At 37.3% G+C, this 20,255-nt stretch carries 16 protein-coding genes and 1 pseudogene; 7 read left to right on the forward strand and 10 right to left on the reverse strand.

All coding sequences use genetic code 11. The features are described 5' to 3' along the window. The coding region (locus L655_RS0104015) for a group II intron maturase-specific domain-containing protein (protein ID WP_024605253.1) at positions 1 to 312 on the forward strand (312 nt) is incomplete at its 5' end. A 96-nt stretch (positions 313 to 408) separates the two neighbouring features. On the opposite strand, the gene L655_RS0104020 is transcribed toward L655_RS0104015, so the two are convergent. Next, positions 409 to 717 (reverse strand): VF530 family protein, encoded by a 309-nt coding sequence (locus tag L655_RS0104020; RefSeq protein ID WP_024591820.1) that lies wholly within the window; start codon positions 715 to 717, stop codon positions 409 to 411. 54 nt (positions 718 to 771) lie between these two features. Continuing rightward, positions 772 to 1,074 carry a DUF1496 domain-containing protein gene (locus L655_RS0104025; protein WP_024604176.1) on the reverse strand — a complete coding sequence of 101 codons (303 nt, stop codon included), beginning with the start codon at positions 1,072 to 1,074 and terminating at the stop codon, positions 772 to 774. A gap of 138 nt (positions 1,075 to 1,212) precedes the next feature. Between L655_RS0104025 and L655_RS0104030 the strand changes: the two genes are divergently transcribed. Further along, entirely contained in the window at positions 1,213 to 1,446 is a 234-nt protein-coding gene (locus L655_RS0104030) for a TIGR02647 family protein (RefSeq protein ID WP_007582405.1), read from the forward strand. Positions 1,447 to 1,479: 33 nt separating this feature from the next. Here L655_RS0104030 and maiA read toward each other — a convergent pair whose 3' ends face one another. Further along, complete coding sequence (gene maiA / locus L655_RS0104035; RefSeq protein WP_024604177.1) at positions 1,480 to 2,109, reverse strand: maleylacetoacetate isomerase; 630 nt, start codon at positions 2,107 to 2,109, stop codon at positions 1,480 to 1,482. Between the two features lie 2 nt (positions 2,110 to 2,111). Then, positions 2,112 to 3,413: a homogentisate 1,2-dioxygenase gene (gene hmgA / locus L655_RS0104040; protein WP_024604178.1), complete on the reverse strand. Its 1,302-nt coding sequence runs from the start codon at positions 3,411 to 3,413 to the stop codon at positions 2,112 to 2,114. Positions 3,414 to 3,565: 152 nt separating this feature from the next. Here hmgA and L655_RS0104045 point away from each other — a divergent pair, with 152 nt between their 5' ends. Next, complete coding sequence (locus tag L655_RS0104045; protein WP_024604179.1) at positions 3,566 to 3,997, forward strand: MarR family transcriptional regulator; 432 nt, start codon at positions 3,566 to 3,568, stop codon at positions 3,995 to 3,997. Between the two features lie 51 nt (positions 3,998 to 4,048). Here L655_RS0104045 and L655_RS0104050 read toward each other — a convergent pair whose 3' ends face one another. From L655_RS0104050 to L655_RS0104060, 3 genes are all read right to left on the reverse strand, one after another. After that, positions 4,049 to 7,213, reverse strand: a complete 3,165-nt coding sequence (locus tag L655_RS0104050; protein WP_024604180.1) for a TonB-dependent receptor — start codon at positions 7,211 to 7,213, stop codon at positions 4,049 to 4,051. 318 nt (positions 7,214 to 7,531) lie between these two features. Further along, positions 7,532 to 10,717, reverse strand: a complete 3,186-nt coding sequence (locus tag L655_RS0104055) for a TonB-dependent receptor (RefSeq protein WP_024604181.1) — start codon at positions 10,715 to 10,717, stop codon at positions 7,532 to 7,534. A gap of 43 nt (positions 10,718 to 10,760) precedes the next feature. Then, positions 10,761 to 11,615 (reverse strand): S1/P1 nuclease, encoded by an 855-nt coding sequence (locus L655_RS0104060; RefSeq protein ID WP_024604182.1) that lies wholly within the window; start codon positions 11,613 to 11,615, stop codon positions 10,761 to 10,763. Between the two features lie 251 nt (positions 11,616 to 11,866). Here L655_RS0104060 and L655_RS0104065 point away from each other — a divergent pair, with 251 nt between their 5' ends. After that, a complete protein-coding gene (locus L655_RS0104065; RefSeq protein WP_080670013.1) occupies positions 11,867 to 12,733 on the forward strand; it encodes a hypothetical protein in 867 nt (288 codons plus the stop codon). Further along, positions 12,726 to 13,670 carry a hypothetical protein gene (locus L655_RS0104070; protein ID WP_024604184.1) on the forward strand — a complete coding sequence of 315 codons (945 nt, stop codon included), beginning with the start codon at positions 12,726 to 12,728 and terminating at the stop codon, positions 13,668 to 13,670. The genes L655_RS0104065 and L655_RS0104070 overlap by 8 nt, the downstream gene beginning before the upstream one ends. Positions 13,671 to 13,699: 29 nt before the next feature. On the opposite strand, the gene ushA is transcribed toward L655_RS0104070, so the two are convergent. Together ushA and L655_RS1000000127515 are read right to left on the reverse strand one after the other, a co-directional pair. Next, positions 13,700 to 15,334: a bifunctional UDP-sugar hydrolase/5'-nucleotidase UshA gene (ushA, locus tag L655_RS0104075; protein ID WP_024604185.1), complete on the reverse strand. Its 1,635-nt coding sequence runs from the start codon at positions 15,332 to 15,334 to the stop codon at positions 13,700 to 13,702. A gap of 92 nt (positions 15,335 to 15,426) precedes the next feature. Beyond that, positions 15,427 to 15,597, reverse strand: coding sequence for a hypothetical protein (locus L655_RS1000000127515; RefSeq protein ID WP_198925093.1), 171 nt, complete (start codon positions 15,595 to 15,597; stop codon positions 15,427 to 15,429). Positions 15,598 to 15,836: 239 nt separating this feature from the next. On the opposite strand from L655_RS1000000127515, the pseudogene L655_RS01000000125030 reads away from it, so the two are divergent. After that, positions 15,837 to 16,586 (forward strand): annotated as a pseudogene (locus L655_RS01000000125030) (peptidylprolyl isomerase). Between the two features lie 68 nt (positions 16,587 to 16,654). Here the strand turns inward: L655_RS01000000125030 and L655_RS0104090 are convergent. Then, positions 16,655 to 17,071, reverse strand: a complete 417-nt coding sequence (locus L655_RS0104090; RefSeq protein ID WP_024604186.1) for an MAPEG family protein — start codon at positions 17,069 to 17,071, stop codon at positions 16,655 to 16,657. Positions 17,072 to 17,310: 239 nt separating this feature from the next. Between L655_RS0104090 and L655_RS0104095 the strand changes: the two genes are divergently transcribed. After that, complete coding sequence (locus tag L655_RS0104095; protein ID WP_024604187.1) at positions 17,311 to 20,193, forward strand: insulinase family protein; 2,883 nt, start codon at positions 17,311 to 17,313, stop codon at positions 20,191 to 20,193. The last annotated feature ends 62 nt before the right edge of the window (positions 20,194 to 20,255 follow it).

The following is a 20,255-nucleotide window of genomic DNA, read 5'->3' on the forward strand; positions in this document are numbered from 1 at the left end:
GTGCGCGGTTTTGTAAATTATTTTAGTATAGCCAATTGTAAGCGAGAGCTAAAAGCCTTGGCAGGTTGGATCAGACGAAGACTAAGGGCAATACAGCTGAGGTTGTGGAAGAAGCCATCAAGGCTACATCGACGACTAAAGCAGTTAGGGAAAAAGCCACCGTTTAAGTTCATAAAGATGAACTCGTGGCGTAACTCACTAAGCCCTTTATCTTGTGTATCGATGCCAAACCAATGGTTTGAGGAGCTTGGTTTATATCCAATAGAAAAAGTGAATACGGGATGGCTTGCTTTATCAGCGTTTAGGAAATAAGTTGATAAAATGTGAAGGGTACAGGAGCCGTATACGAGGTCCGTACGTACGGTTCTGTGAGAGGGATGAGGCATAAGCCTCACCCTACTCGATACATCATTTTTTAATTGATGGCCAAACAAACCCTGTTGTATCCGGCGCTTGAGAAGATGTTTCTCTTGGTGCACTTTTTGGTCTACGAATAGGCTTATTATTTATAGTGTGAATATAAAGTGCTTCCACTTTATCGCGAGCCCAAGGCGTTTTACGCAAAAACTTTAAACTCGATTTAATGCTGGGTTGATCAGTAAAACATTTAATTTTTACTTGCTCGCCAAGTGTTCTCCAGCCAAGTCGCTGTTCTAACTCAACAAGTATTTGTTCTAGCGTTACCCCATGTAAAGGGTTTTTAGGTTGATTATTCATAGCCATACTACTTATTTAAACTGCGTGCATTGTAGCTTAAATCAGCTTTTAGCGCTAATTCACAGTGATTGTTTTAGGAGCTGTTGGGTAAATAGTATTACCTTGCTTATCTATTTTAAGCCAAATGAGTTGGCTGTTACTGTGTTGGGGTGTTTTAGCACCACACAAAAGTGTAAAAGAGTGAACTTGTATTAATGCGCCTTCGCTATAGCGTTTGTTGTCGTACCAACAGTTAGATTCTTCATTTACAAACTGGTTTGCATCAATAATAGAATGGGTTTTAAGGGTTGTTGCTTCACTAAGTATTGAATACGATAAGCTGCTAAAACAAAAGCATAGAATTAAAAAGTTACGCATTAGAGGCCTTTAAATAGGGAGGGTTAAAAATAATACATTAAGCTAAAAAACGTGCTAGTGTAAAGTACACAAAGTGATTTTAATTATAAACTTAGTTACACACAGAACAACTTAGATTCAAATAAAAAGGTGCACACAATGCAATTTAATCAAACAATGATCGAAGAATTCACACTATTAGCAAAGTTTCCTCGCGACAGTAAAATGCAGGGTATTAAATTACACTCAGACGCAGAGCCAAGCTTACTTAGTGCAGCGCAACGTTTATTTGAAAAAGGGATTATAGATAGCCCAGATGGCGGATATTTAACTGATCTGGGCTTAGATTTAATTGAGCATATTACGGTTATTCATAGTGCGCTACAAAGTTAGCTAACCTGAGATCTGGTTAGTTACTAAACTAGCTTAATTTGCATCGGGTTGATTTTGCGGTGCAGCATCATTAAATGCAGCTAATTTATTACAATGCTCGTAAATGGCTGCAATTTTTGGATAAGTGCTCATATCTACGTTAAAACGAATTGCATTAAATACTTGCGGCACTAAACAAATGTCAGCAAGTGTTGGTTGGTTACCAAAGCAGTAGCCATTATTTTCGTTTAGCATCAGTTCTATTTTTTCAAAACCAACTTCTATCCAATGTCGATACCATTTATTTTTAGCCTCGTCATCAACACCTAATTCGTTTGATAAATACTTCAGCACGCGTAAATTATTAACAGGATGAATATCGCAAGCAATGGCAAAGCTTAAATTTCTTATTTGTGCTTTTTGCCATGCAGTTCCTGTAATTAATGGCGATTGCGGATAAGTTTCATCTAGCCACTCAAGTATTGCAAGCGATTGTGCTAAAACACCATCATTGGTTTCAAGTGCCGGTAGTAACCCTTGCGGATTCGTAGCTAAGTATTCCTCCCCAAGCTGCTCCGATTTTAAAAGGTTAACAATAGCAAGTTCATGATCGATTGCTTTTAAGTTAAGCGCTATACGCACTCTATAAGCCGCTGATGAGCGAAAGTAGCTGTATAATTTCATAATTAATCCTGTGAACCTGTAAATTGTTTTTTAATAGTACGCCAGCAATCGGTGTAGTTTAGTTGGCGCTCTTTACCTTCTAATGCATATTTTGTCGGTGAAATTATATAGCGTGACTCAAACATAAAGGCCAATGTGTTTTCGTATTTTTGTGGTGTAAGCTCAGCGTTTGAGGCTTTTTCAAATACGTCGGCTTCAGGTCCATGTGGCGACATACAATTGTGTAAACTTGCGCCACCAGGTACAAAACCATGCTCTTTTGCATCATATACACCCTCAATCAAGCCCATAAATTCGCTCATAATATTGCGGTGGTAGTACGGCGGGCGGAATGTATTTTCGGCTACCATCCAACGAGGTGGAAATATCACAAAATCGACATTTGCCATACCCTCAGTAGCCGAAGGAGAGGTTAGCACAGTGAATATAGATGGGTCGGGGTGATCAAAGCTCACTGTATTCATTACATTAAAACGCGATAAGTCGTATTTATAGGGGGAGCTATTACCCGTCCATGCAACAACATCAAAAGGAGAGTGCTTAATTTCACAGCTAAATAAATTACCGTTAAATTTAGAAACTAACTCAAAGTCACCTTCTTTATCTTCAAAGGCAGCAACGGGATATTGAAAGTCTCTGTCGTTAGCATAGCCATTAGCACCAACAGGCCCTCGTTCTGGAAGCTCTAACGCATGGCCATAATTTTCACAAATATAACCACGGGCTGTATCGTCAATTAAATCAACAGCGAACTTAATTCCTCTGGGTATAACAGCAATTTCACCTGGTTTAATACTTAACTTGCCGCACTCAGTGTGAATTAATAACTCACCTTGTTGAGGGACAAACAGCATTTCGCCATCAGCATTGCAAAAGTAACGCCCTTGCATTGACTGATTAGCGACATATACATGAATGCCAATACCCGATTGCCCATTGGCGCTTCCATTAGCTGCCATCGTTACCAAGCCATCAATAAAGTCAGTAGGCTGTGAAGGCATATCAATAGGGTTCCAACGTAGCATTGTTGGTGGTGTTACGGCTTCAGTGATTGGGGCTGTTCTTATTAGGCCGTTATCAATTGCTTGGTAATCACCTTGCACTACAGACGGACGAAGGCGGTAAAACCAAGTGCGACGATTTGAAGCGCGAGGAGCCGTAAATGCAGTCGAACTAAATTGCTCTGTGTATAAATTGTATTTAACTTTTTGTGGGCTAAATTGTCCTATTGGCAGTGCACCGGGTAGCGCTTGTGTTTCAAATTCATTACCAAAACCTGTCATATAACTTAATTGTGTCGCCATTACTGACTCCTGTGAGAGGGGGGTTGGTTTAATATTATTTTTATTTCAGTTAAGATACTCTCAAGTGAGACTAATATCAAATGTGCAACTACGCATCCGTGTAAATATTAATGAACACCAAAGTAAGCCTTATAAAGCTGGGATAACTAAAAATGAAAATTGATTTAGCAACGTTCTTACCTTATCAATTAACCAATATAGCAACACGTGTAAGTAACGACTTTGCCGAGGTTTATCAAACTAAGTACGGTTTAAATATTCCCCAGTGGCGAATACTTGCTAACTTAGCGCAGTATGGCCAAAGCAACGCAAAGGATTTATGCGCGCAAGCAAATATGGACAAGTCGACAGTGTCGCGCGCGGTAAAAGTTTTAATAGATAAAAGTTTAGTGAGAAGTGAGCTAAATAAGCAAGACAAACGCGCGGCCTTACTTGTGCTGAGCAAAGCAGGTCAAAGCTTATATGAACAAATAGCGCCTGATGCATTGAATTGGGAAAAACAATTACTGAGCACTCTGACTAACGAAGAATATGAAGCGTTAGTGAGTATTTTTGAAAAGTTAAATAATAAATTAAAGGCATAAAAAAGCCCACAAAGTGGGCTTTTAAAAAATGTATTAGTTTACAATTCTAAATTAGAAAGTGTAACGAACACCTACTTTAATTTTGTAAGTTGAATCTTCCGCTTCAAAAGTAAAGTCATCATTTATAGGGTTGCCAATGATATATTTACCAGTTGCTTGGTCAATATCCATCTCAACAACATCTCTGGAGTTGTTATTCTGGCGGTAAACCTTACCTTTAGATGAATCAATTAGGTTTAATAAGTTATCTATAACGAAATAAAACTCGCCACGATGATCATCTGCAAAACCAGGAATTTCTTGTGATACGTACAAATCCATTGTAGTTACCCAAGGTGTTTTTCCTTGGCTTCTATCAGCAAAACCACCAGCAGAACCTGAAAGTCCCAGACTGTCAAAGTGAGCTAAAACTTCAGCTTCGCTAACACCATCAGCATAAATCACATTTGGATCATTTGCTGTTGGAACGTAAGGTAAGTAGTTGCCGCCATATGTTGTGCCACCAGATGGTTGAATTAGGTCTTGGTCAAAGAAACGTCCACCAGTTAGGTTCTCTAAACTTACTAGCTGGCTATAAGCTGAACCAGAATTACGCTCAATAAATAAGTTAAACTTGGTTTTATAATTTTCAATTAATTCAGCCGTATACCCTAGATTAATTACAAATCTATGCTCAGTTTCATAAGGTGAAACACCAACTTGAGTCTCTTGATGGTCTCCAAAATGGCCAAAGCGATAATTACTACGTGCTGTTGATGAACTCCCAGGGTTACCATCTGTAATATCTTGATTTGTATAAGACGCATCAAATTTGAAGCCGTTATCCCAAGATTTAGATATACCAGTACTTAAGATAACAGATCTGCCATCGTCATCAGCATTTGTTAACATTATCTCAAGGTCAGATGTATTATAGAAAGGTAATGCGCCGTCGATCGTGCTACCAATTACAGAATCGTTGTCTAATATAGCAGCGTTAATCCATTCAGCGCTATTTTCCTTTTTAGTATAAATAGCTGTAGTTGTCCAAGCAAAACCTTCACCAAGGTATGGAATATCTAAATTAACATCACTGTTTAACATGAATGTCCACTGTGAAGGTATTTCAAAATCAGGATCAATGAAGTTTGACGGAGAACCTTCCGTACCTGAATCTACTGCTGCTATGGCAGCATCAATAGGGTTATTTAATGCAGTAGTAGGTATAGAAATACCACGGTCTGAATAAGACTGACTACTAATACCATCGTTTGAGTAAGAGTTAGATATCCAAACGTTAGGGTTACCGCCAGCATAACGACCAGCACTACCTCTTATGGTTACATCTTCATTAAGCGTATAGGTAAAGCCAACGCGGGGTAGTATTATATCTACGCCATCTAGGTTGTTTGTATTATCGAAACCAGTACGAGTTTCTAATCCAGCGTTGTAAATCGGCTTATCGTCAGAGCCCAAACGCTCATAACGTAAGCCAGCAGATAATATTAAGTCGTCACTGTAATCCCATGTATCATTTACATATAGAGCGATATCATTTCGCGAAAACTTAGCAATTACAGCTGCAGGATTGTTACCGGTACCATTACTATAGCTATATTCAGATGCTATTTGGTCATTAAAATCTTGTAAACTATTAAATGAGATAATACCTTTTGAACCAGGTAGAAATTGATTCTCAATATCTAGTACATCGTATTTGATACCAAACTCTATAGTGTGTTTATCTAACAGGTATGTACCATCGAACTTAACTGTAAATAAATCGTTTTCCAGTGTGTTGGAATGACGAAATTCATCAGAGCCAAATGCAATAGCACCTTCTTCACCATCACCATCTACATCAAGGTTTAAGATGGTAATATCGCCTAGATTAGATGAATTGCCAAGGGATATAGCGCCAGTTTCAACCGACTTTTGAGTTACGCTAATTTGCGTTGAGAATTCGTCAGTCCAATCTGAATATAAAGTTGAACTGAAGTTGTCTAACTTTTGAGCGTTGTTATACCACTGGGTACTCAATCTTAGTTCTGTATTACCACTAGTCATGTTACGAGTACTATTACCTTCACTGTGCATATATACGAAATTAGCACGATGGTAATCATTGATATTCCAATCAATTTTTGCAATGTACTTTTCATCATTTAACTGAGGTTGTACATCTGATTCACCAATATCACTAATACCATAAACATCATTAGCTATGGCTCTAACTGCCTCTAAATCGGCAGTAGTTACAGTTGTTTTATTTGTTCCAACATTTGAACCAGCTACGCCATATTCTAATTGTTGCGGTGATTCAAATTTTTCATAAGCGGCAAAAATAAATAGCTTATCTTTAATTATTGGGGCACCAAAAGATGCGCCATAATTTTTTTCTTCAAAATCTAATTCAAGCTTTTCACCAGAAGCATCTTTTGGAGAGCCAGCCCAATCGCTGCTTAATTTTTCATAAAAGACACTGCCGTGCAGTTCATTCGTGCCTGATTTGAATACGGCATCTACATTACCACCAGTAAATCCACTTGATTTTGCATTAATTGGAGCAACAGAGACGGAAACTTGATCTAGTGCATCTAGAGGGAAAGGGTTACGCTGAGTAGGGTAGCCATTGCCATTTAGACCAAAATCATCATTTAGTGGTATACCGTCAATAGTTATTGAATTTGTGCGAGGATTTGATCCTGCGATCGTCATAGAGCTCTCGCTACCAGGCTGAATAACTACTAAAGGATTGTTTTTAACAATATCTTTTATATCACGACCTATACTAGGTGTTGTAGTTATTGCTTCTTGTCCAAAGTAAGAGTCATTTGCAGATGAATTGAATAGAACTGGGGAGCCAGTTACAACAATAGACTCCATGCTGTTACTAGATAGTTGTTGATCTAGCTGTCTAGTTTCGCCAAGTGAAAGATAAACATCTTCAATTTGAACATCTCGGTAAACATTAGAATCAATAATTATTTTGTAAGGACCACCTACACGAAGGCCAGTGGCATTGTATGTACCTGTATCGTTTGTTGTTACTACTCTGCGGGTACCTGTTGGCTCATGAACTAATATTAGTTTAGTATTTGCTGCAGGATTACCATTAGGGCCAGATATTTGCCCTTTAACTGATGACGTTGTGTCACTAGCGAATACGCCACCACTCACACCAACACAAGCTGCAATAGCGAGTGATAGAGCTGTTTTACGAAGTTGAATTTTCATTTTGTTTTCCCATGTGGTTTATTAAACTTTTTATATTTATAAAGTATTTGCACTAAACAAACGAACCAAATTCATGCAGTACTAAATCTATACATATTATACATTAGTTTATGTTTACAAATAAGCTACAAGTGTAATGTTTTTTATGTTTATAGATTAATGCTACGGATTATTAATGTTAATAATGAAATGTTCGTGTTGTAAAAGAGAGTAAATACTATTTATGACAAATAGATGAAAAAGGGAGTTTAAATGAAAAAACCCATTACAAAGTTGTAATGGGTTTAACTAATATAAAGCGTAATGTTTTATTAGGTATTAAAACTTATAGCTAACACCAATTTTAGCTTGCCAAGCTGACGATGAAGTATTGATTTGTGTATAATTACGAACATCAGCACCGTTAAATTTATTATTGATGATGTATCGACCTTGATCATCTATACCAGAAAGTTCATATAAGTCTTGATTTGAATATCTTAAACTTTTCTCAATACCCCAATCACTATTTAACAAGTTGGCAAAGTTATCAATCATGAAGTAAACCTCACCGCTATGACCTTTTGCGAAACCTGGGATCTCTTGTTTGACACTAATATCCATAGTAGTAACCCAAGGCTGTGTACCTGAATTACGATTTAGAATCTGGCCTCGCTCAGAGATACCTGCACGGTTTAACAATGTTTCAAGTTCATTCCATGATAAACCCGACTTATCCCAATTTACACTTGCATCGTCGGCACCTGTAGGAATATATGGAAGATAGGCTGAATCGCTATAAAACGCACTTGTATCTCCTAAGTCTCTCATTTTATACATATCCATAGTGTAGCTAAATGGACGACCAGAACGACGTTCAAAGTAAACGTTAAACTTAGTTGCGTAGCCACTAAAGAACTCAGTGTTATATGCTAAGTTAACTTTAAAGCTATGTTCTACTTCGTAAGCCCCACGATGCGCAAGATCTTCATTACGATTTTGAGTAATAGCAAATCTGTAGTTACTCAAAGCTTGTGATGATGAGCCTGAAGACGCTTCTGTTATATCTTGATGTGCATAACTTGCTGAAACGTATAAGCCATTTTCCCATTCTTTAGCAAGGGCGGTAGACAGAACAACAGAGCGACCATCCTCCGCTGAATTAGTCATCATAATATCGGAGTTATTTTCTTTGTCACCCGAATAGATTGGCTGATTGAATACTCGGTCACCGCCAGCAGTAGTGCCTACAGGCTTTATAGCTGTATTGTGCCATACGGCCTCGTTTTCTTTTTTATGATAAGCAATTTCTGCTTGCCATTTAAAGCCTTCGCCTAGTAATTCAGAATCGAAGTCGTATTCAAAACCAAGTTGTGCACGGATGCTTGACGGTAGTTCAAAGTTAGGATCAATATAGTTTGTGCTACCAGCGCCTTGGACTAATGAGTTTTTAATTTCATCAGGAATTTGAGTAATATCAGCTTGGTTGTTGGCATAGTAGTTATTGATTACTCTATTTGGGGCATTTACAAAAGTAATGCCATCGTTTTGGAATGAGTTGTTATACCAAACGTTAGGAATACCACCTTGGAAACGACCTACACCACCATTGACCGTTAATGCTTCTGTAGCGTAATACTTAAAGCCAATACGCGGTAAAATAATATCTAAACCATCTAGGTTTTCTTGATTGCTAAAACCATAGGTGCTTAAAAAGTTTTCATTGAGTGTTGGTTTATCATCAGAAGATAAACGCTCATACCGAATACCCGCTGTTACTTCTAAATCATCAGTTGCATAAAATGTATCTTCAATATAAAAAGCTAACTGATTTCGTGTTGCATCGTAGGCAGTATCAGCTGAATTATTCGTATACGCATTACTGTAAGAAAAATCATACGGCTCAATTACTTTATTAGCAAAGTTTTCAAAACTAGTAAATTTCCATGTACCTAATGAGTCGGCTGCAAAAAGATTATACAAGTTAAGTGACTCGTATTGTGCTCCAAATTTAACTTCATGCTCGTCTAATAAATAAGTCCCATCAAAGGTAAATGTTAAATTTTCAGTGGCGGCTTTATTTGCGTGTCGATATTGATCGGTTCCAAATTGATAGGTTGGGCTATTACGCTCGTCTTCTTCAACTATAATACTACCTAAATTTGAATTAGTAATACTGTCAGAAGTCACATCTTTATAAGAAATGCCAATTTTAGTAGATAAGTTTTCATTCCAGTCGGAGTAAAGTTTGGTAGAAAAGTTGTTGAATTTAGTCGCATAAGTGTAGCGATTTGAAGCAAAACTAATTGTTTTTCCACCTGAGCCAAAATTACGCTCATCTTGATCGTCTTGCCATTGATAAGTAAAATCTAAACGATGATCGTCATTAACGTTCCAGCTTAATTTTACTAATAATGACTCATTGGTGTCCTCAGGATCACCACCTAAAGAGTCTTGCATGCCATAAACATTGTCTAGAATAGTAACAAACTGATCAAAACTTTCTTTTGTTACGTCATATTCGTTTGCTGCGCCAGAGCCTTCAAAACCATAATCTAAATCCAGTTCGCTTTTCCATGCATTGTAGTTAACAAAATAAAATAGCTTATCTTCAAGTATTGGGCCCCCAATATTAAAGCCATAGCGAGCTTCAGTTTGAATGGGTTTGACTTTATCTGTGGTATAGATCTTATGGTTGTCCTCATCAATCTGACCAGACACTTCACTTATACTTTCCACGTTGCCTGCTATATCAGGGGTAGATGTTTCATAAAAGCCAGAAAACTTGAACTCATTTGTGCCTGATTTTGTTACGGCGTTAATTGTACCACCACCAAAGTTGCCTTTGGCTGCTGAGAATGGAGAAACGTCAACAGATATTTGCTCAATCGCATCAAGGGCTACCGGAGGCTGCGAAGTAGGGTAGCCGCCGTAACTTAGACCAAAGTCATCATTTTGACCAATGCCGTCTACAGTTAAACTATTACTACGTGGGTTATTTCCAGCAAAAGTTAGCTCGCCGCTACCATTAATACTCGCAAGCGGGTTTAATCGCGCGATGTCTTTAATGTCGCGGTTAAAGCTAGGCATGTTATTGATAGTATCTTCACCAAACGTACTACTAGAGCCACCTGATTGTTGAACAATTTTATAACCAGACACTTCAATCTTTTCGATGTTTCGCGGAGCAAGCTGCGAGCTTAAACGGTAAGTTTCACCAAGGTTCAAGTAGATATTTTCAACAGTTGTATCATTAAACTTATCAGAATCGATGATAACCATGTAAGGACCACCTACACGTAAGCCATTAGCGATAAACGTACCACTTTCGTTTGTAGTTAGCTCGCTAATAGTTCCCGTTGGTTGGTGAACTACTTTAATTTTAACGTTTGCAGCACTGCCACCTGAAGGCGTCGTAATTTTACCACGCATTGCAGATGAAGTATCAGCAGCCATTGCGCTTGTAGAAACACCTAGAGCTAAAATTACCGCTCCAGTTAATTTCGAAAGGCGAAGCTTAGTCATAATTTTGATTTCCCGTGTGTAGGTTATATAAATTTAATACTGTTTATTTGTCAGTCGTCATTTTTAGTGCCGTTTCTAACTCTTTTGCAGAAGGGTCAAATAAGGCGTTTAATAATCCAGCTAATCGAATACCCGCCTGTTGTAAGCGCGTTTTTATAATTGGAGTATTGTTATATATGTAGCTATAACCAATTTCGTTGTTGGTATATTTATAAATTTTTGTGGCTAAATTATGAGATTCTTCAACCCATGTCATCGGTGAGCTTTGTAAATACTCAGCAATTAACTCGCTGTTATTTGTATCAATAAATTGTGCGTACTCAGTGAACGACAAGTTTTCGTTTTCAACTAGCTTTGTATCCCAAAGGCTATGAAGATTTGTTTCTTCGTTAAAAAATGAAACCTTAATACGGTTACCACCTCTGTCTTCACCTCGACCGGCATGAAATGGCTGATGGCTATCGCCTACTAAATGCACTAAAAAACGCAAACTGAACTGTTTAGCATCTAAGGTGCTATTTTTATCAGTGAGTGTTTGCATTGAATAGTGAATGCCTTCTAGGATATTACTTACAGATTCTTTGTTTTTAGTGTGATCGTGATTGAAGCTGAAAGATTTTCCTGGTGCTGCATTAATATAATGCCAACGAGATGATTGCTTTTGCCAAAAGTCGCCAGGAGCAGAGCGCATTTCATCAGGCCACGTTGATATTTGCGCAAGTGACTCACCATCTAAATAAGGTTTAATTGCTGCTTTAGTTGTTTCGCTTATATGAGATTGTGCAATCTGCCCTACAATACGGTGGCCATTTTGACCCCAAGCGTGTGAGTTAGTGCTTGTGAATATCGCACTAATCAAAAGCGCAGAAGATATCGAGTACTTTATATTGTTATGCATTAAAACTTCCTAAATGAATATTTCATGGGGTTGCTATAAGCTAATGCGGTCAATTGTCCTTATTTTTAATGTTGATAGGAAGGACTTATTAAAATTCATAGTTTCTTATTTAGATTTTATATAAATCAATGGTTTATGTTTAACAGGTAAAATTACTTGTTGTAATAAGTAAGCAAAATTGTTCAAATGCACAATATAGTCTTTTTTTGAGTAGCATTACTTTGAATTTTAAAAATATCGTGTTGCACAAAATGTTAATTGTTACATTTTTGTTTCTATTGTTGATCGTTACGTGGGTTTGCGGTCAAGTTAGTGTGTACAACGATGATTTGCACTTTCCAGTTATGATTGAAACCTCAACAGAATGTCAAACAACTGCAACAAGTAATAAAGACCAGCTAATTATTTTCATGCAATCGAAAAAAATAGCCAAGTTGTTAACACAGAATTTGTGTTCTGATAACGTAGTGGCTAAACAATATGGCTCTGTAAAAGGGTATTGGGGGTATAGAACCGCAGAAAGCTTTGAGTTTGTTGGTAAAGGAATTGCTGACTTAATTTTAGCTAAAAATAATATTATGGCCGCCTTCAAAGCTGAGTCGACTTATAACTACCAGCCCGTTGTTGGCTTTTCTGATTACACTGCCTTTTTTATATCGTCTAAAGAAAAACCTCGCATGACAAAACAGTACTTTTTAGATAAGCGTATAGGTTTGCTTGATTATCCAACTAGCCGCTCAGGGCACATATTACCAAAGCAGGCATTTAAAGAGTTGGATATTAATTTAGCTAATTTGAAAATTACCTATGCTAGTTCTCATAATGAATTACGTGATTTACTCGCCGACGGAAAAGTCGATATTATTGCTTCATTTTGGAAAGAGAGTGACGAAAAACGCTTTTCAAAAAACTATATTACGCCATTGAGTAATAATATTTCTGGAACAAGGTGGTATTTAAAAATGCAGCAAAACAATACTGATTTGTTGTGTGCAGTTCAGGAAAACTTACTTGCTATGTCTAAAGATCAAAGGTTGCACTACTATCAAAATGTGCAGCCGTTTTGGAGTTGCGGTACTAGCTCAGTAAACTTAAAAGAGGACGCTGATGATGAGTAAATATAAGCAATCACTTGTTTTACTATGTTTATTTTTAATTCTATCGTCTGTTTTTTATCTTTCTGTAACTCAAAAAAGCCAGCAAGTAGTTAAACAAAAAATAATTCAGATAGAGAAGCAAATAGCACTAGACTTACCCTTACTTGATTTATCAAATGAGCTGCTTAAACACTCAGGCAATAAAGACGCGGTTAATAGCTATATTAAAGCCTTAAATAGCTACATCGATTCGGATGATCTTAGGGTTGTTACTATTGCACCCAAAAGCGAGATGGTAACACCTATAAAGCCCAACCAAATAATACGTAGTTTGAGTACAAACAGCGGGTTTGTATTAGTTGTATTTAGTGTTAAGCACACTCACTTTACGTTGAGTCATGTTATTTATTATTTAATGTTTTTTGTTTTAAGTGTGTTGGTTAGCTTTTGGATAAAATTTGCGTTTATTAAGCAAAGTAATAAACAATTGATTAATACAGAACATCAAACAATTACTGAGCCTACGCCGCTTGTACTTATTGTTGATCTTAACGATAAAACACTATCTAGTAGCTGTAATCCAGATCAAAAAATGGCTTTGGCCAATAAGCCACTATGCTTTTATTTAGCACTTGTAGAGTATTGTACAAATAATGATGCTGTAACGCTTAGTCATAATAAAAATGTACCAGAGGAGCTGCTAGAGCTTGCAAATAAGTATTTTTATAGGTTGATTGAGCTTGGCCATACAATTAGAAAAAGACCTAACTTTAATAATAGTCTTGAAAAAACCTTGAGTGAAATACGTGCGGCATTAGATGAAGTGCTTAACGAATGTCCTGAAGAGAAAGAGTTATATTATCCCCCCAAAGCGTATGGAGAAGGGTCGCGTTCTCGACTGCATAGTTATGGGCTGGCAAATATTAGAAAAGGCAATATTGAAATAATAGGAAAGTAACACAGTTACTTTCCTATTATTATCTTTATTTATTTAGGTGTAAATTCAGCCGCTTTAAGAGGGCTGTTTTTTGATATAAAGTCTTGTAGCGCTTGGGCATCTGTTTCGTCTGTACTAACAAAGCCTTTTTTATTTGTAAGCGTAGGATAACCATCACCGCCTGATGCGTTATAGCTATTTAGACTCATACGGTACGTTTTATTTTTATTCAAAGGTTGACCATTAATAACCACATTAACTAGCTGGCCATTTTTACGTTCAAACGATAGCTTATGGTACTGTAAGTAAGCACCTGCATCCGGTGGGAAGCTCGTTACTGTATTTAAGTAATCCCATAAATCACTGCCTTGCCAATCCATATAAGTAATACGGTTTTTAAAAGGATGCACCTTTAAAATATCTTTATAGCTTATTTCACCCGCTTCTATTGAGCTGCGAATACCACCACCACTTATTAGTCCAAAGTCTGCATTTACTACATCCATTTGAGCTTGAATAATTACGCGCGCAAGATTAGTTTGTTGGTAGCGAACTTTGTTTCTGTCGCCTTCTAAGCGAGCATCAACTTCACCAATGGTACCTTCAATTTGTTTAGCACCTTTTGCTTGATATACCGCTAAATAAGATTCAAGTTTTGAGTCTGGTTTAATGTACTCGTTTGCCAATACTTCTTTAGTAGAGCCATCAGCTTGTACTTTATCTACATACAAATTAACTGGCATCAGTTTGTAGTTTAGTAACGTTAATTTACCGTTTTCAAGTTTAAACTCAGCTTTACCAACATACTTACCCCATTCATGGGCTTGCATAATATAAGTACCGTTTTGTTGGTCTGGTTTACAGGCTAAGCCTGGTTTAAAGTTGTCGTCATTTACATTTGTATCGCTCATACATACAGGTTCTTGAGAGTGACCACCAATGATCATATCAAGCGTGTTTGCAGGCAATGAGCGAGCGAGTGTTACATCACCCGGTGCGTTAATACCAAAGTTAGCATCAACATAATGACCCATATGAGTAAGCGCAATGGTAATGTCAGGGTTGTACTTAGCTTTTATTTCTTTAGCTAGTTTTGCGGTAACGTCAACAGGGTCTTTAAACTCTAAGTGCCCAATATACTGAGGGTTACCAATTTTAGCTGTGTCGGTTGTTGTTAAACCAATAACAGCAATAGTTAATCCATTTTTTTTAAATATTTTGTAACTATCAAACGCGTGTTCACCAGTGGCTTTTTCAAAAATATTAGCAGATAAAAGTGGGAAAGTAGCCCATTGCTGTTGTTTGTTTAACACCTTAATAGGGTTGTCGAATTCGTGATTACCTAATGCCATTGCATCATAACCAATCAAAGACATCCCTTTAAAGTCAGGCTCTGCTTTTTGTAAATCTGACTCAGGAATACCAGTATTAATATCACCACCAGAGAGTAGCAATACCGCATGACCTTGTTTATGAGCTTCACTGCGTAAAGAGTCAATAAGAGTTTTACGAGCGGCCATACCGTACTCGCCTTTTTCGTTGTGCCAAAAGCGCCCATGGTTATCGTTAGTATGAAGCACAGTAAGATATTGAGTTGCAGGAGAGTTACTTACACTTGGGTCGGAAGTTGCCGATGTGCACCCAAGTACGCTTAAAAAAACTGAAAATAAAATAATTATTCGCATAAAATACCTGTCTATTAAGGCCCACTTAATTTATTGAGTGGCTAGTTTAAACTAGTTTTATGCGAAAAAAACGTACTTATTTACATTTTACCTTAATTACGGCTTGTTGCAGCTGTTTCTCTGCGCTTTAACTCTTTACTCGCATATTCAGATTTTTCATGGTTTGCTGCAATCATCCACGTTAAAAAGCTGGCAGGTAGCTTTGTGTAAGCTTGGCCTCTGTGTAAACCAAAGTCACAAATTGTGTGTTTATTGTCTGGCATGTGTATTACCTAGTTTTTAAATTTTGATAAATACTAACAAAAGTACTTTTTAACGAAAGACGATTTAGCTTTGGTAAAGTTTTTTTTATAACTTAAAAGAATATATAAAATGTAATTTAAATGTTACCGAGGCGATCTAATTTGTATCAATCACCTTTTTATTATCGATTTTTTAACTGAATAATATTAACTTACTTGTATTAATAATTATTTAAATAAATATAACAACAGGATATAACATGAAAAAACTCTTACTTGGCTCAGTACTCGCCGCAGCAAGTTTTACGAGTACTGCCACTATTATCGAAATGAACACGAGCCAAGGTGTCATAGAAATTAACTTATTTGATCAACAAACACCTAAAACAGTCGCCAATTTTTTAAGTTATGTTCAAGACGATTCATATAATGAAACAGTGATTCACCGTTCAATAAGTAACTTTGTTATTCAAGGTGGTGGATTTACATACTCAGATTCATTAGATGCGATTACTACAAAGCCAGCCGTAGAAAATGAGCCTGTTTTTTCAAACGTTAAAGGCACTATTGCAATGGCTAAGTTATCAGGCAATGAAAATAGCGCTACAAGTCAGTGGTTTTTTAATATGGCTAATAACAGCGCAGGAAGTGCAGCGCTAGATACACAAAACGGCGGTTTTACTGTGTTTGGGCAAATAACAGCAGCGAGTTAGTCGACTTTAGATAAAATTGCAGCACTGGTTCATTGCAACGATATGCCGGTTGTTGATATTACCGCTGAGCAATGCTCAAGCAGTGATGTAAGCTTCAGCAGTGCTAATTTAGGAACTATTCAAAGTGTAACCGTGATGGATGATGATCCAAATTCTGCTGCTGGCCTTACTGTAACTGAAAATACGTTAATTGACTCAGGTGCACCAATAAACTCAGATAGTAGTTCTGGCGGTGGGCTAGCGTGGCTTTTAGGCGCTTTTTTACTTGTGCTTCCTCGCTTAAGACGTGCTAAATAATTAAATCTAATCAATAGTAATGTGGCAGGCGTAAATTGCCTTTCACATTACTGCTTAGCATGAGCTGTTTAAAGCATTACTCGCCAAACCATTGCCAGCCAAATTGAAAACACACAGACACAGCCAAATAAAAACACTTTAAAACGTGCTCGTACGTTATTTTCACCTAAATGAATAACACTATGCACAATACGGGTTATTACGAATAAACAGGCCAGTATTGCCACAAGTGTACTGGCGCTATTTAGTTGCAGTGCAAGTAAACACCCCGCGTAAAAAAGCACAGGTATTTCAAACTGATTTGAAAAGTTTCTATCTGCCACCCTAATAGTGTCGCCAGCCTTATCTAATTGCATTGTTTTAAAATCACTTAAATCTAGTTGTTTGTTTTTAGCTGCGGCAAAGCGCCTTTTACCCATAATGAGCATGACAACCAGTGAAAGCGTAACTTGTGCAAACATGGCAAGTATGATGATTTTTTCCATTGTTTTTCCTTATTATTATTTAGAATTTGCGTATTTTTTGATATTGAAAGATTTTTAATCTCACAAGGTTGGCAGACTCCCAACTAATATCCGATTATGAAGACATTTTTCACAATGTGTTACACAAAATAGCGTTATTTTGTAGAAAGTTATTAATTGAAAATGTTAGTTTAGCTTAACTATATTGCTTTGAATTGGCGCACGCTATTTTGCGCAATACTTTTTAATGGAAAACAAAAATGAAAAAAATTATTGGTTTTAGTGCAATCGCACTTGCAGTTTTAAGTGGTTGTTCAAATACGGCTTCGGTTTCAGTGGCGCCTCAGGCCTCTTTACTATCAGATACGTTAGTCGTTAGTCCTAACGATAACCGTGCATATAAAACACTTAAGCTGGCAAACGACATTGAAGTAATTTTAGTGTCAGATCCAGGTGCTGAAAAATCAGCAGCGGCACTAAGCGTTGGTGTTGGTTTACTGCACGACCCAATGTCGCAACAAGGTATGGCGCATTATTTAGAGCACATGCTGTTTTTAGGCACAGATCGCTACCCAGACACAAAAGGGTATTCTGATTTTATGACCAAAAATGGTGGCGCGCACAATGCTTACACGTGGCTCGATATTACTAATTACATGTTTAAAATTAATAACGACGCGTTTGATGAAGGGCTAGACCGTTTTGCTGACTTTTTCAAAGCGCCTAAGTTATACCCAGAATACACAGACAAAGAAAAAAATGCAGTAAACGCAGAGTGGTCAATGCGCCGCGAAATGGACTTTTTTGGACAATTTAAACTCGCGCGTAAAATGATGGGCGATCACCCAGCTAATCGCTTTTTAATTGGTAACCTAGAAACCCTTGGTGATAAAGAAAACAGTTCACTTCATAAAGAAACGGTTGATTTTTATAATAAATACTACTCTTCAAATATTATGAAAGTTGCGCTTATTTCTAATTTACCTATTGCTGAAATGGAGCAAAAAGCGCAAAAATACTTTGCTGACATAAAAAATAAAAATATCGAAAAACCAACAGTGACTGCAAAACTTGATTTTGATAACGCTGGCGGAAAACGCGTGTTTTATGCACCAAATGAAGATGTAAAACAGCTGCAACTTGATTTCACCATTGCTAATAATAATAGCGAATTTGCACTTAAACCAAACCGATTTGTAGCGTATTTACTAAGTAATGAAATGCCGGGCAGCCCAGCGCAACTTCTTCGTGATAAAGGATGGGTGTCTCAGCTTTCAGCTTCAGCTGCACCAAATCAATATGGCAACTATGGTTCGTTAAATGTAAATGTAGAACTTACCGATGAAGGCATGAAAAATCGTGATGAAATAGTTGCGACTATTATGCAGTACATCGATTTAATTAAAAAAGAAGGCGTTGATAGCAAGTACTTCAACGAAATTCGTACTTCCCTTAATAACCAGTTTAAGTTTCTAGAAAAAGGTGATGAGTTTAATTATGTAAGCTCGCTTACGCAAAGCATGCAAGACTATCCGTTAAATCACGCTATTAATGCACCTTATTATTATGCAAAGTTTGACGCTGACGCTGTAAACAATGTACTTGAGCAGTTAAATGCCGACACCCTTCGTATTTGGTATGTATCGCAGCAAGAAGAGACAGACTCACAACTACACTTTTACGACGGTAAATACCGCATCAGTGACATTAGCGATGATGAAATTGCCAGCTGGAAAAAACCAAGCGAATTTAAGTTAGCACTACCAACAGTAAACAATTTATTGCCTGAAAATTTTGCAATAAAAACTCAAGCATTTAAAGAACAAAAACACCCAGAACTTGCTTACGATAAAAATGGTGTAAAAGTATGGCGCCAAGCAAGTCAAAAATTTGCAGAGCAGCCAAAAGGGCTTGTCGAAGTTTATATAAATACTCAACCCGGTTTGAACGATATTAAAGCAGAAGTACTTTATTCTGTTTGGGCTGATTTATACAATATTCAACAAAGTCAGTTAAGTACCGAAGCAGCAATCGCCGGTATGAGCGTAAGCTTAGCACCGAGTAATGGTCTTGTTTTATCTATGAGTGGTTTTACAGATAAGCAAGATGTATTGCTTAAACAAGCTTTAACCGGATTAAAAGCCGATGAAACAGCACAAGCATTTAGCCAAGCGGTAGATCGCTTTAAGCGTAATTTACTAAACCAACAAAAGCAGTTTCCGTATGCACAAGCATTTGGCGAGTATTCAAAACTAACCCGTACAGGTGGCTTTGATACAGATGCGCTTATAAAAGCCGCTGACTCACTGAGTGTTGCCGACTTAGCACAATTAAAAACAGCTACGTTTGCACAAAACGATTTACGCGTATTTAGTTACGGTAACTACGATCAGCAAGATATTGACGCGATTGCACAAGAGTTAAGTGCAACATTACCAAGTAATCATAAGCGCAGTGAATTTGCACGAAGCAAAGCGTGGTTGCCACAACCGGGCGAAACACTGGTACTGCAAAAAGATATCGATGTAGCCGATGTAGCGGTGGTTGATATGACCGTTCATCCTGTTGCGGGTTACAAACAAAAAGCAGAAGCAGCTGTATTACAAAGCCACTTTAGAACAGTTGCGTTTGATAAAATGCGTACTGAGGAGCAACTTGCATACGCAGTAGGTGCGTTAGCTCGCCCAATTGAAGATTACTCAGCAATTGGTTTGTATATTCAAACACCAGTTAAAGGACCAAAAGAAATACAAGCTCGTTTTGATAAGTTTAAAAAAGAATACGCAGTTGAACTTGATAACATGAGCGAAGAGACTTTTGAGCAGCTGAAAAACTCTACCCTTGTATCACTTAAAGAGCAGCCTAAAAACTTAAGTGACGAAATGAGCCCACTTATAAACGATTGGTACCGTGAAAACTTTACCTTTGATTCTAAGCAAAAGCTGATTGATGAAGTTGAAAAAGTAACGCTTGCAGATATAAAAGACTACTATAAGCAAACAATGCTTAACCCTAATGCTGCACGTTTAAATGTGCAATTACGCGGGACTAAGTTTATAGAAAGTGACTTTGCCGATTTACCAAATCAAACTAAAATCACAACGCTTGATGCCTATTACAATGGTATTAAACTACAAAAATAAGCTTTATTTATACAGCTAAAAATAAACCCCAATGTATTACTACATTGGGGTTTTTATTTATT

It is taken from the genome of Pseudoalteromonas sp. TAE79 (assembly GCF_000498015.1).
Lineage (GTDB): Bacteria > Pseudomonadota > Gammaproteobacteria > Enterobacterales > Alteromonadaceae > Pseudoalteromonas.